The sequence below is a fragment of the Kluyvera fluvialis genome, from assembly GCF_059725275.1.
Window position 1 is genome coordinate 2,281,331 of sequence record NZ_AP046142.1, and the last position, 13,519, is coordinate 2,294,849.

At 51.7% G+C, this 13,519-nt stretch carries 10 protein-coding genes and 2 pseudogenes; 3 read left to right on the forward strand and 9 right to left on the reverse strand.

All coding sequences use genetic code 11. The annotated features are described in order from the left end of the window. Positions 1 to 198: 198 nt before the first annotated feature. The 3 genes and pseudogenes from AC6I4B_RS10905 to pth all read right to left on the reverse strand — a co-directional run. Positions 199 to 327 (reverse strand): annotated as a pseudogene (locus AC6I4B_RS10905) (4'-phosphopantetheinyl transferase superfamily protein); the annotation flags it as partial. 398 nt (positions 328 to 725) lie between these two features. Next, complete coding sequence (ychF, locus tag AC6I4B_RS10910) at positions 726 to 1,820, reverse strand: redox-regulated ATPase YchF (protein WP_497771615.1); 1,095 nt, start codon at positions 1,818 to 1,820, stop codon at positions 726 to 728. A gap of 171 nt (positions 1,821 to 1,991) precedes the next feature. Continuing rightward, the gene (gene pth, locus AC6I4B_RS10915; protein WP_497771617.1) at positions 1,992 to 2,576 is read right to left on the reverse strand and encodes an aminoacyl-tRNA hydrolase; all 585 of its coding nucleotides are present in this window, start codon (positions 2,574 to 2,576) and stop codon (positions 1,992 to 1,994) included. A gap of 279 nt (positions 2,577 to 2,855) precedes the next feature. Between pth and ychH the strand changes: the two genes are divergently transcribed. Next, on the forward strand, positions 2,856 to 3,140 hold the full coding sequence (gene ychH / locus AC6I4B_RS10920) for a stress-induced protein YchH (RefSeq protein WP_497771618.1): 285 nt from the start codon (positions 2,856 to 2,858) through the stop codon (positions 3,138 to 3,140). A gap of 108 nt (positions 3,141 to 3,248) precedes the next feature. On the opposite strand, the gene lysC is transcribed toward ychH, so the two are convergent. Continuing rightward, positions 3,249 to 4,610 (reverse strand): lysine-sensitive aspartokinase 3, encoded by a 1,362-nt coding sequence (lysC, locus tag AC6I4B_RS10925; RefSeq protein WP_497771620.1) that lies wholly within the window; start codon positions 4,608 to 4,610, stop codon positions 3,249 to 3,251. Positions 4,611 to 5,218: 608 nt separating this feature from the next. Here lysC and AC6I4B_RS10930 point away from each other — a divergent pair. Continuing rightward, a complete protein-coding gene (locus AC6I4B_RS10930; protein ID WP_497771622.1) occupies positions 5,219 to 6,604 on the forward strand; it encodes a diaminobutyrate--2-oxoglutarate transaminase in 1,386 nt (461 codons plus the stop codon). Positions 6,605 to 6,618: 14 nt separating this feature from the next. Further along, positions 6,619 to 8,082: a pyridoxal phosphate-dependent decarboxylase family protein gene (locus AC6I4B_RS10935; protein ID WP_497771624.1), complete on the forward strand. Its 1,464-nt coding sequence runs from the start codon at positions 6,619 to 6,621 to the stop codon at positions 8,080 to 8,082. 43 nt (positions 8,083 to 8,125) lie between these two features. On the opposite strand, the pseudogene AC6I4B_RS10940 reads toward AC6I4B_RS10935, so the two are convergent. From AC6I4B_RS10940 to sapF, 5 genes and pseudogenes are all read right to left on the reverse strand, one after another. After that, a pseudogene (locus AC6I4B_RS10940) lies at positions 8,126 to 8,263 on the reverse strand (IS4 family transposase); the annotation flags it as partial. 113 nt (positions 8,264 to 8,376) lie between these two features. Beyond that, positions 8,377 to 10,311, reverse strand: a complete 1,935-nt coding sequence (locus AC6I4B_RS10945) for an exoribonuclease II (protein WP_497771625.1) — start codon at positions 10,309 to 10,311, stop codon at positions 8,377 to 8,379. 93 nt (positions 10,312 to 10,404) lie between these two features. Then, entirely contained in the window at positions 10,405 to 11,550 is a 1,146-nt protein-coding gene (locus AC6I4B_RS10950; RefSeq protein WP_497771627.1) for a CMD domain-containing protein, read from the reverse strand. A gap of 201 nt (positions 11,551 to 11,751) precedes the next feature. Then, on the reverse strand, positions 11,752 to 12,540 hold the full coding sequence (gene fabI / locus AC6I4B_RS10955) for an enoyl-ACP reductase FabI (RefSeq protein WP_497771629.1): 789 nt from the start codon (positions 12,538 to 12,540) through the stop codon (positions 11,752 to 11,754). A gap of 172 nt (positions 12,541 to 12,712) precedes the next feature. Next, the gene (sapF, locus tag AC6I4B_RS10960) at positions 12,713 to 13,519 is read right to left on the reverse strand and encodes a putrescine export ABC transporter ATP-binding protein SapF (protein WP_497771630.1); all 807 of its coding nucleotides are present in this window, start codon (positions 13,517 to 13,519) and stop codon (positions 12,713 to 12,715) included.

Consider the following 13,519-nt stretch of genomic DNA (forward strand, 5'->3'; position numbering starts at 1 on the left):
TCGAGCTGACTTAAAAAATTAATTTGCAATGAGGGTTATAATATTTTGTCGATCATTATAATAACGCCCCTCAATAATTGTACCGGCCGGTATCTGCTGTGTAAGTGCTTGCGTGAGACGTAAGGAAAATCGTTGATATTGCTCATCTATCTTTATGATTTCAGCATAAGAGAAGTCGAATAAATATTTCACTGTTGGTCATAACGCTTTAAATAAGCTTTCTTTGCCTGAAAAAGAGATGGCTAATGCCAAATCGTAAGGTGGCGGTAATGTATTTAAATACTCTCTTTCCGCTGGGGTGGTAAACTCTTTCGCCAGAGACATAAAAGTATCTTGCCTTCTTTTTTTCTACATCAATACCTATAAAACTAAATAGTTATCGCTGTGGTAGATAATGCCGAAAAATATATTAGCGGGTGATTAATCTCGATATCCAGATTAAATATGGCGATAAAACTGGTGTTATTCTTTGGCATGAATGGCTCCTCTTATCATCACCATTATTTTATACGGCGTGCAGTATTATGCTGAAAATCAGTCAGGACACAAACCGCTGGGCTTTTTATGGGACTACACTCATCAACGCTATAAACAGGAGAACATTTACTTTCCATAGCAAGATTATATAAGACGCCATGAAAAAAAATCCACGCAATGGCGTGGATTTTATCGGGGAGTGTGGCTTCATGAGATTCAACGAAACCTCATGAGACAACAAATTTTATTTAGACGTTAAACAGGAAGTTCATCACATCGCCATCTTTCACGATGTAATCCTTACCTTCCGCACGCATTTTGCCGGCTTCTTTCGCGCCTTGCTCACCTTTGTAGGTGATGAAGTCTTCAAACGCGATGGTCTGAGCACGGATAAAGCCTTTTTCGAAGTCGGTATGGATTTTACCGGCGGCCTGTGGAGCGGTTGCGCCGACAGGAATCGTCCATGCACGAACTTCTTTCACACCAGCGGTGAAGTAAGTTTGCAGGTTCAACAGTTCATAACCTGCGCGAATCACACGGTTCAGACCTGGTTCTTCGAGGCCCATTTCAGCCATGAATTCATCACGGTCAGCATCGTCCAGCTCAGCGATATCTGCTTCAATAGCCGCACAAACTGGAACCACCACAGAACCTTCTTTTGCGGCGATAGCGCGAACCTGGTCGAGGTATGGATTATTTTCAAAACCATCTTCATTGACGTTAGCAATGTACATGGTTGGTTTCAGCGTCAGGAAGCTCAGGTACTTAATCGCCGCCTTGTCTTCATCGGTCAGCGTGGTCAGTGCGCGCAGCATACCGGCGTTTTCAAGCTGTGGCAGGCATTTTTCCAGTGCCGCTTGCTCCGCTTTCGCGTCTTTATCACCGCCTTTGGCTTTTTTCTGTACGCGGTGCAGGGCGCGTTCACAGGTGTCCAGGTCAGACAGCGCCAGTTCGGTGTTAATAACGTCGATGTCGTCAGCCGGGTCAACTTTATTGTTAACATGGATGATGTTGTCGTTTTCAAAGCAACGCACAACGTGACCGATAGCTTCTGTTTCGCGAATGTTGGTCAGGAACTGGTTGCCCAGGCCTTCACCTTTAGATGCGCCTTTTACCAGGCCCGCGATATCCACGAATTCCATGGTCGTTGGCAGGATGCGCTGAGGTTTTACGATTTCCGCCAGTTGGTCCAGACGCGGATCGGGCATCGGGACAACACCCGTGTTCGGCTCGATAGTACAGAACGGGAAGTTTGCCGCTTCAATACCTGCTTTAGTGAGCGCATTGAACAGGGTGGATTTGCCTACGTTTGGCAAACCAACGATACCGCATTTGAATCCCATGTTTAAATCACCTTAATCTCTTGAAATTCAACCTGTTAGTTTAAACAGATTGTAGAAAAGTAAATAACTCTGCCTATTATACACGTGATACGGCAAAAATACCGTATACACGTTATCCTTCACGTTGCTTCGACAAATGCAACGTGCAGGAGATTGTCTACAGGCGGAGAATTATTGCGCCTTAAAGGCGTGTAAACGGTTGGTCGCTTTGGTCAGGCCATCTTTCAACCAAACCTCGGTGCAGCGCGCCGCTTCGTCCACCGCGTCGTCGATCAGCTTCTGCTCAGCCGCTTGCGGTTTGCCTAAAACAAAACCGACAACTTTGCTTTTATCGCCCGGATGGCCGATTCCGATGCGTAAGCGATGAAAATTAGGGTTATTGCCCAATTTGCTGATGATATCTTTCAGTCCGTTATGGCCGCCGTGACCGCCGCCGAGTTTAAATTTCGCCACCCCAGGTGGTAAATCCAGCTCATCGTGAGCGACCAGAATTTCATCAGGATTAATACGATAGAAGGTTGCCAACGCCGCCACAGCTTTGCCGCTGAGGTTCATAAAGGTGGTTGGCACCAGCAGGCGTACATCTTCACCCGCAAGGTTAATGCGTGAGGTGTAGCCAAAAAATTTACTTTCTTCACGTAGCGGGGCGCGAAAACGCTCTGCCAGCAAATCAACATACCAGGCACCGGCGTTATGACGCGTCCCCGCGTACTCTGCGCCGGGGTTCGCCAGGCCGACAATCAGTTTAATCGTCACGTTCTTGTTCCTGAGTGGGCAATCTTTACGGCGGCTAGTTTACGTCGTGGCGACGCACTTGACAAAAATAAGCAGTGAAAGGCTGGAAAACGAAATAGTTTACCTACGGTATAATATGAATTAAAAACCACATCAGTAACTTAAATGTAAAGTTATGTTGATCAAATGTGCCCATTTGTGATCGCCGACGCACTTATTTCTCGTAGTGTTGTCTATACTTTACACATAAGGAATAGGGATATATCCCTAAACCCAAAGCCAATCTACGGAGGTGACACTATGAAACGCAAAAACGCTTCGTTACTCGGTAATGTGCTCATGGGGTTAGGCCTGGTCGTTATGATAGGCGGCGTCGGTTATTCAATTTTAAACCAAATGCCACAACTTAACCTGCCTCAGTTTTTTGCGCATGGTGCCGTATTAAGTATCTTCGTCGGTGCGCTCCTGTGGTTAGCCGGTGCGCGTGTCGGCGGGCATGAACAGATCAGTGATAAATACTGGTGGGTTCGCCACTATGACAAACGTTGTCGCCGCAACGGCGATGCACCCCATCGTCATAGCTAAAGCATCGCTCCATTAGTGTCATCAAGGTGACATATAAAGAAAGCCCAGGCCAAAAGCCTGGGCTTTTATCATTGCTATGCCTCGCTCTGAACAGTGCGAGAAGGGCGATTATTCAAATAATCGTTGATGCAGCATTTTGATGGCGCAGTCGGCGGCATCGCCTGGCAGCAAGAAGCTCAGCGTATTATCCGATGCCCCGTGACAAACCATGCGTACGGCATGGTTGTCCTGACAGGCAAAAATCTCGTCGCACACACCCACTGCTTGTGTGAGTTGGTTGCCCACTACCGTCACCAGCGCCAACCCAGTTTCCACCTCGACTCGACAATAAGAAGATAAGGCTGTTAACAATGCCGTGCTGAACATTGGGTCTTCGCCAGAGGTCGCATGGGTGGAATCCAGCACCAGCGCGATGCTGTTTTCCGACGTCGTCGCAATATCCGTGGCTACCGCATGTTCCGCCAGCAAGGTGAAAATCTGTGCCAGGAAAAGGTTGGATGGCTGCGTAGTCAAACGGTGTAACCGCAACAGTGTTTGCTTGCGCCGCACCGCCACTGCGCGATATCGCGGTGAGTCTTCCGTGGTGTTACACACCAATGTGCCGCCAGCTGCGGTGTTTTTACTGCAACCAACAAACACCGGGATATTTTTACGCATTGCCGGTAGTAACGTCGCCGGATGCAGCACCTTCGCGCCGTAGGCCGCCATATTGCTGGCCTCTGAAAACGAGATATGGTCGATACGTTTTGCCTGAGCGGCAATTCGCGGGTCGGTAGTATAAATACCGGCTACATCAGTCCAGATATCCACCCTGGCGGCATGCAATGCCTCGCCGAGCAAAGAGGCGGTATAATCACTGCCTCCGCGCCCAAGCGTGGTGGTATGCCCGTCGGGGCTGCGGCCAATAAATCCCTGAGTGACGATGATTTCTTGCGCAATGCGTGGGCGCAGGTGGCTTTGCGCCAATTCGCTCAACGTGATCACATCCGGTTCGGCACAACCGTGGTTGGCGTCGGTACGGACTACGCTTCGGGCATCAAACCAACTGGCCTCAACGTCATGCTCACGTAACACTTCAGTGAACAGGAGGGTAGAGATCAACTCCCCATGGCTGACCAATTCATCAACCAGTGCCGCAGAAGGTGAGATAGCGACGGTTTGAGCTAAATAGCTTATGTTTTCAAGAATATTATCGATTTCTTTGCCAATAACGCACGGGTGCTTGAGGCGAGAAATGATGTTGTATTGAATGGCGCGTAAAGTCTCAAGCTTGTCTAATCTCTGAGCGCTTTCCAGCCCTTCAGCAAGTTCAACCAGTAGGTTAGTGACCCCTGCCGAAGCAGACAAAACGACTAAACGGATATTTTTATCAGCAAGAACAATGCTGGCGCTGCGGTTCATCGCGTCATAATCAGCGACGCTGGTGCCGCCAAATTTGGCAACGATGAATTGTGGATAAATGCGAGTCATAACAATCTCATATCAGGGCGCCATAATGACATGGCTAGAAAATTTTCATTCTCGGCATAAGGGAAATGTTTTCACCTTACGAAATGTCCGCCCGCGAACATTTCTAATAACAACCCAGGAATCATTCCTGTTGTCGATAACGTGTTGTGCCTGTACTCGCTACCGGGTGCTGCGCATTAGTTCTTTATTTACAGAGCCTGCAAATAAGCGCGCCATAGTAAGTGATTTATTGTTAGGGATCGACTTTTTTATTCTGTTTTTCGTTAAGTGGATAAATTGTATGATTTAACGAGCAAATCTCTGGGTTATTAATGGTAAGACCTGATAGAAAGCTAAATAACCGCGAAAAGGTAGCGGTTTATTGCAAGGTGAGTAATGTATCTAGTTGTAGCTATTTAAGATAAATGGTAACAAGGCGGGTGGGCTATATCGCGGTTTGTCATTTGTTACTGATTGATTTTTAAATGAAAAGATAACCAATATCAATGGTAATAAATAAAACGTTGAGTACTTAGTTAAAACAACATATATTGGCCGCGCTTTTTTACAGGCAATCCTTTTAACCTTATTCAATCAGGTATTAATCCAAGCCTGGTTGTAGGAGTGATATGATGACGGATAAAGTCCGTATTGATACTTTAAGTGCTAATTCATTACCACAACGCAATGCTACCTTTTTAGCAAGACAAGCTGAGTTTGAATCAAATGTCAGAAGCTATCCCCGCAAACTGCCACTGGCTATTGCCAAAGCGCAGGGTGTCTGGATTACTGACGTTGAAAATAATCAATATCTTGATTGTCTCGCGGGTGCAGGAACATTAGCACTAGGCCATAACCATCCTGATGTGATTCAAAGCATTCAAAGTGTCCTCTCCAGCGGCTTACCGTTACATACACTCGATCTCACAACCCCATTAAAAGATGAATTTTCATCTTATTTGCTTTCACTATTACCGGGTGAAGGTAAAGACTATTGCCTGCAATTCACCGGCCCGTCCGGTGCAGATGCCGTCGAAGCCGCACTTAAGCTGGCGAAAAAAGTGACGGGTCGTTCCAGCGTTATTAGTTTTTCCGGCGGCTACCACGGTATGACTCACGGTGCGCTGTCCGTTACTGGCAACCTGTCACCGAAAGAAGCCGTTAGCAACATGATGGCAGAAGTGCAGTTTATGCCGTATCCGCACCAGTACCGCTGCCCGCTGGGTATCGGCGGTGAAGCGGGTGTGAAGGCGTTGACCTACTACTTCGAAAATCTGATTAACGATGTCGAAAGCGGCGTCCGCAAACCGGCGGCGGTGATCCTGGAAGCTGTTCAGGGCGAGGGCGGGGTTAACCCAGCTCCGGTTGAATGGTTGCAGCGCATTCGCAAAGTGACTCAGGAACACGGCATTCTGCTTATCATCGATGAAGTCCAGGCGGGCTTCGCGCGTACCGGTAAGCTGTTCGCTTTCGAACATGCCGGTATTGAACCTGACATTATCGTGATGTCCAAAGCGGTTGGCGGCGGCTTACCTCTGGCTGTGCTGGGGATTAAAAAGCAGTTCGATGCCTGGTCACCGGGTCACCACACGGGGACATTCCGTGGTAACCAACTGGCGATGGCGACTGGCCTGACGACGTTGAAAATCCTCAAAGACGACAAGATTGCCGATAAAGTTGCCGCTCAGGGCGAGTGGCTGAAAGGCAAATTAGCCGAGCTGCAAAAACGGTATCCGGTTATCGGCCACGTGCGTGGTTTGGGGCTGATGATCGGTATTGAGATTGTTAAGCCGCACGAAGCACAGGATCACATGGGCTGCTATCCCGCTGATGGCGAGCTGTCGGCGCTGTTGCAGAAAAAATGCTTTGAGTCTGGGCTGATTCTGGAACGCGGTGGCCGCGAGGGCTGCGTGTTACGTCTGCTGCCATCACTGCTTATCACTAACGATGAGCTGGAAATATTCCTCGATAAATTTGAAAACGCCTTACATGGCGCTGGCGTGAAGCCGGTTTAAACGGAGCGGATCACATGTCTGACATTAATCCGATTCTGTCCGGTTCGGCGCAAAGTATCGCCGCGTATCAGGATGCTATCGAGCAGAGCAGTAAAGCGGTAGTTGAATGGTTAAAACAGCCTGAAATGTATCAGGGTAAAACCGTTGAGCAACTGCGTGAACGGATCAACCTTAATTTTACCGCTCAAGGCCTGGGAAACCAGGCGGCCATTGAGCGGGCGGTTGACTATTTCCTGAAAGACAGCCTGTCGGTGCATCATGCGCAATGCGTTGCCCATTTGCACTGCCCAAGCCTGGTGATTAGCCAGGCCGCAGAAGTGCTGATTAACGCCACGAACCAGAGTATGGACTCCTGGGATCAAAGCCCTTCGGCGACCATTATCGAGATTAAACTCATCGAATGGCTGCGTGAGCAGGTTGGCTATCCGGCGGGGGATGCTGGCGTCTTTACCAGCGGCGGCACGCAGAGCAATTTGATGGGGCTGATGCTGGCGCGTGATGCTTTCTTTGCGCGCCAGGGGCACTCTGTGCAACAGCAGGGTTTAACCGGCGACTTGCGTAAAATCAAAGTGTTCTGTTCTGAAAGCGCACACTTTTCAGTCCAGAAAAATATGGCGCTGATGGGGCTGGGCTATCAGTCGGTGACTCAGGTTAAAACCGATGCCTTCTTGCGAATGGACATCAATGACCTGAAAACCAAACTGGCGCAGGCGAAAGCCAACGGTGAACAGGTCATGGCGATTGTCGCGACCGCTGGCACAACCGACGCCGGGGCTATTGATCCGTTAGCGGAGATTGCTGCGCTGGCAGCGGAACAGCACATCTGGGTTCATGTCGATGCGGCATGGGGCGGGGCGTTGCTGCTTTCTGAGAAGTATCGCCACTTCCTGAATGGCCTGGAATTAGCCGACTCCGTCACGCTGGATTTCCACAAGCAGTTCTTCCAGACCATCAGTTGTGGTGCGTTCTTGCTAAAAGATGCTCACCACTATGAACTGATGCGTTACCAGGCGGCTTACCTGAACTCGGACTTTGACGAGGAACACGGTGTGCCGAATCTGGTGTCGAAGTCACTGCAAACCACGCGTCGTTTTGACGCGCTGAAATTGTGGATGGGCCTCGAAGCGCTGGGTAAAAAGCAGTATGCCGACATTATCGATAACGGCGTAACGCTGGCGCGCGATGTGGCAGCGTTTGTCGAAACTCAGCCGCATCTGGAGCTGGTAATGCAGCCGCAGCTGGCGAGCGTGCTGTTCCGCTTTAGACCGGAAAACCGCGATACTGCGTTTGTTGCCTTGCTGAACCAGCGCATTGGCGACGTATTGCTGGCGTCCGGTAGCGCTAACGTTGGGGTAACGGAGGCGGATGGGGTGACTTGCCTGAAGCTGACGCTGCTGAACCCGACGGTATGCCTGGAGGACGTTAAAGTTCTGCTGGCAAGCGTGAAAGCGACGGCACAGCAACTACTCAGTGCCTAAAAAAGAGGTAAAAAATGGCTCCTGCGGGAGTCATGCCAGTCAGTTAAGCAACTGACTGGCTATTTTTATCCGCCTTCGGTATTGATAAGGCCTTTCTTTCACCGTTCTCGGAAAGGCTCTCTCCCTTCTTAGCGGTTTGCCCCAGACTCTCAATCGCTCTCATTAACTCCGGGATTCGACCAGCGCCTGATCAACAGGCATAAAAAATCCGGAAACGGGTGAGCATTTCCGGATTTTTACACAGCCACAGGATTGACAGACATAACCCCGTGAAGCGCCGTTATGTCATGCCTATCAGGCGACTGGGCGGGCGATAACGCTGCGTGTTTCCATGCGAACTTCCGCGATGGTGACATCAATAACGTCGGTGACTTTGTACGCCACTTCGCCTTTGATTTGTACCGTGCCACTTTCCTGGCTGCACACCAGTTCATCACGCACTGCGTGTAGGAACGGCGCAGGGATGAAGGCGACCGCACCGTTATCGACCAGACGTACACGCATACCGCCACGGCTGATGTCGATTATCTCGGCGGCAAAGCGAGTCTCTTTGCCTGCCATTGGGCTAAGGTAACGCGCGTACAGCCAATCCGCCACATCACGTTCTGCAATGCGGTTCAGGCGGCGACGTTCAGCCATTTGCACGGTGATGTCGTCCTGTGGACGTTTGGCGCTTTCACCTTTGATAATCGCTTTCAACAGGCGATGGTTAATCATGTCGCCGTACTTACGAATAGGAGATGTCCAGGTGGCGTACGCCTCAAGGCCTAAACCGAAGTGCGGGCCTGGCTCGATGCTAATTTCCGCAAACGACTGGAAGCGACGAATACGGCTGTCGAGGAAACCAGACGGCTGAGCATCCAGCTCACGACGCAGTTTGCAGAAGCCTTCCAGCGTCAGCACTTCAACCGGATCAACGTGGACGTCGTGAGTTTTCAGCAGCGCTGCCAGCGCTTCGGTGTTGTCTGGCACAAAGCCGGTGTGGACGTTGTACACGCCGAAACCGAGCTTATCGCGCAGCACACGTGCGGCACAGATGTTCGCGGCAATCATCGACTCTTCCACGATACGGTTGGCGATACGGCGCGGTTCTGCAACGATATCCAACACTTCGCCTTTCTCACCCAGCACGAAACGGTAGTCAGGGCGGTCTTTGAACACCAGCGCGTGGGTTTTACGCCACTCGCTACGCACCTGGCAGACACGTTGCAGCAGGGTAATCTGGCGCGCGATAGCGTCGTTTTGCGGCTGCCAGCTACCGTTGCCTTCCAGCCAGTCAGACACTTCGTCGTAAACCAGTTTGGCTTTTGATTCAATGTTCGCGGCGAAGAATTCAATGTTGTCTTCGATAGTACCGTCGGCAGAGAGCGTCATACGACAGGCGAGCACTGGGCGTACCACATCGGCGCGCAGAGAACACAGGTCGTCAGACAACTCACGCGGCAGCATCGGGATGTTAAAGCCCGGCAAATAGTTAGTGAAGGCGCGAATCTTCGCGGCGTTATCTAACTTGCTACCTTCAGCAATCCACGCTGTAGGGTCGGCAATGGCCACGGTCAGCAGCAGCTTACCGTCAGCGCCTTCCTCAACGAACAGCGCATCGTCCATATCTTCGGTGCTGGCGCTGTCGATGGTAACGAAGTCCAGCGCGGTCAGGTCGCGGCGCTCAAGGCCTTCGTCCTGCATTTCGGTTGCCACGCCGTTTGGCGCTTCTTTTTCCAGATTATGACGGGCGAGGGTTACCCACCACGGCACAAAGTGGTCGTCACCAAAGGTGATGAATTGGGTCAGCTCAGCGTAGAAGCTACGGTCGCCTTTCAGCGGATGACGGCGCATTTCAGCAACGGCCCAGTCACCCTCTTTAAAATCGTGTGTCACACCGCGTTCAGCGCGGCATGGAATGGCATCTTTTAATAGCGGATGATCGGGAACGATAGACAGTCTGTCGTCTTTGCGATGCACCTTGCCCACAAAGCGGGTCAGGAACGGCTCGACCAGTTCTTCCGGCTCGGCGCTCTCTTTCTCTTTTTCAGAGTGGATCACCGCAATAATGCGGTCGCCGTGCATCACTTTTTTCATCTGTGGCGGCGGAATAAAGTAGCTTTTTTGCGCATCGACTTCGAGGAAACCGAAACCTTTTTCCGTGGCTTTGACGACCCCTTCCGCACGGGGCGTTTGGGAGTGGAGTTGCTGTTTTAGCTGCGCAAGCAGCGGGTTGTCCTGAAGCATATTGATCTATTTTCGTGGCCAAAAGAGCGGCTGACATTTTTACGCGATTCTATAGGTTGCAGCAAGCGCTCTTTCATCCTTTTACGCAACTTGTTACGCCCCGCCCAACGCAATGCGCAGTCGATTCAACCAGCCGCAGAGTGCGCTCCAGGCAAGCAGCGTCATGGCATCTGGCGTGGAAAGCCCCTGTTCGAAAAGGGGGGTAAGCTGCGCGGCGCTAAAGCGGTCTGGCGCGCGGGTTAATAACTGAGTCGCCTGGGCGACTGCGCGCTCGCAAGGGTATTGATGGCTCCAGGCCTGAATCGCCCGTTCACCGTTGCGCACCGCCTCCGGCAGACCGTGCGCGCCTTGCCACAGAGTGCTGTAGTAATTAAAACAACTGACGCTGCCGTTGATTCGCGCCGCAATGAGCGACGATAGCGGCTGCAACGGATGAGCGAACGACAGCGCATCAATCAACTGGCCCAGGCCGTTGAGTAATTTGTCTTCATGCGCCAGCACGGGGGCGAGGGCAGATAACTCGGCCAGCGGCTGCCAGCGCGCCAGGCTAGCGCTTTGTGTGGTGTGTGTGTGCTGAGCCTCAATGCCGTTCAGGTCGGTATGCCATTGTGCGCTTTCGTTATGAAAACGCTCGGCGTCGGCGTCTTCCTGGACTGGCATACCGGGCAGCCAGCGTACCGGGAAGCCCAACTGCGCCTGGAACAGCGCAATCACTCGCGCCTGGAAACCGACAAAACCGACAATCTGGTTAATCAAAATAATGTCGTTCAGCGTCAGCCCTACGTCGTCCAGTTGCTGGCGTGAGCGAGGGGTAATAATCGACGGGGAGCTGGCCAACTGGCGGGCGTATTCGGTTATTTGCGCCAGACGGCGGTTACTTTCGCGGGATGAATCGGGGCCGAGCTGCGGGGCCAGACGAGCGGCGTAATGGTTACACAGGCGTTGTACGCCAGAAACCTGCGCCACGGTTAACGCGGTACTTAAGCGATCGTAAGCGCTAAACGTGTGCAGCCTGCTGGTGGCGACGCTATCAGGGAACAGGGTATTCGCCAACTGGCGAGCAATGCTCAGCCACTGCTGACAGGCGCTTAGCAGGGCATCGGGCAACGCCAGGTCGAGCAGAAATCGGTCGTCAACGTGCGCGGCTTCGGGAACCAGCGGCATCACATCGCTGTGTTGGGTTCTCGACTGGGTTTCGTGATACCAGTGATTTTTGCCGGAATCGCGGCGTGGCTCCATGGGGGTTCCTTGATCTGAAGGTGGCGAGCCAGCCACGTCAAAGGTGATGTTGCCGGATCGTTATAGCTAAATATCCTGGCGTATGAGTGACGAGGGAGAAAATATTGTTCGGTGCTAATTAATAACTGACTGGAATAACAAAGACGGGAATGGGGTGGGGAAAGGGAATAATCCCTCCCGCAGCGCGGGAGGGAAAAGAACTTATTTCAGTTCCAGTTCGTTCATTGCCGCGATGCTGAAACCGCCGTCAACGTGCAGAACTTCACCGGAAACACCGGCAGACAGGTTAGAGCACAGGAAGGCTGCGGAGTTACCGACATCTTCGATGGTCACAGTGCGACGGATTGGGGTTACCGCTTCGCAGTGTGCCAGCATCTTACGGAAATCTTTGATGCCAGAGGCCGCCAGAGTACGGATAGGGCCTGCGGAGATGGCGTTAACACGGATGCCTTCTGGGCCCATCGCGTTAGCCATGTAGCGCACGTTTGCTTCCAGAGAGGCTTTTGCCAGACCCATAACGTTGTAGTTAGGGATAGCGCGCTCTGCACCCAGGTAAGACAGGGTCAGCAGGGCGGAATCTGGGTTCAGCATACTGCGGCAGGCTTTTGCCATTGCCACGAAGCTGTATGCGCTGATGTCGTGAGCGATTTTGAAGCCTTCACGGGTTACCGCATTCACGTAGTCGCCATCTAACTGGTCAGCCGGAGCAAAACCGATAGAGTGAACGAAACCGTCGAATTTCGGCCATACTTTAGCCAGTTCAGTGAACAGGGATTCGATGCTTGCATCTTCAGCTACGTCGCACGGCAGCACAATACTGGAGTCCAGAGAGGCAGCAAAATCTTCTACACGGCCTTTCAGTTTGTCATTCTGATAGGTGAACGCTAGTTCAGCCCCTTCACGGCGCATCGCCTGCGCGATACCGTAGGCGATGGACAGTTTGCTGGCAACGCCAGTAATCAGAATGCGCTTACCGGAAAGAAAACCCATAGCTATTAATCCTTATATTCATTGTTAGGGCAGCCTGTTAAAAGCGCAGGCTGCCGTTAAATCGCGGCGATTCTAGCATGAGTTACCGGGAATCGTAATCCGACGTGTTATACATGCTATCTATCAAGCGAAGCGCCCGAAGTTTGGGACGGCTGGATAATTTATCTGTCGATCAGCGGTCTTTGCGCCACGCATCGGCGGTGAGGGCTTCACCAAAATGCCCGGCAATCAACCGCTTGGTTAAATCATGCAGCGGTGAGGCCAGCACGTCGGCGGTGCTGCCGCGCTCGACCACTTCCCCCTGATGCATCACCAACACCTGGTCACTGATATGTTTCATCATCCCCAAATGCTGCGTGACATAGATATAAGAGATACCTTGTTTCTCCTGTAATTCCAGCATCAGGTTAACAAGTTGCGAACGCATCGACATATCCAGCGAAGCCAGCGCTTCGTCACAGATAATGACTTTAGGGCGCAAAATGAGCGCGCGCGCCAGCCCCAAACGCTGTTTCTGCCCTGGTGCTAGCATGTGCGGATAATAGCTCACGTGGTCAGGTAACAGGCCGACCAGTCGCAGTGTATCGATAATCTGCTTACGCCGCGCTTCCGGCTCCAGGTCGGTGTTCAGGCGCAGCGGGAAATCGAGGATTTGCGAAATACGCTGACGCGGGTTCAGCGAGGTGCTTGGATCCTGGAAAATCATGCGAATACGCTGGCTGCGGAACGAATAGTCGCCGTAGTGCAGCGGATGATCGTCAATGAACAGCTCGCCGGTGGTCGGCTCAACCATGCCCGCCAGCATTTTTGCCAGCGTTGATTTCCCCGAACCGTTCTCGCCGATAATCGCCAGCGTCTGTTTTTCACGCAGGGTAAAGCTCAGCGGCTTGACTGCCTGCAAGGTCTGGCGATGGAACCAACCGGTACGATAGCGAAAAGTCTTACTCAGATTTCGCACTTCAAGCAAGGTTTCGACCAT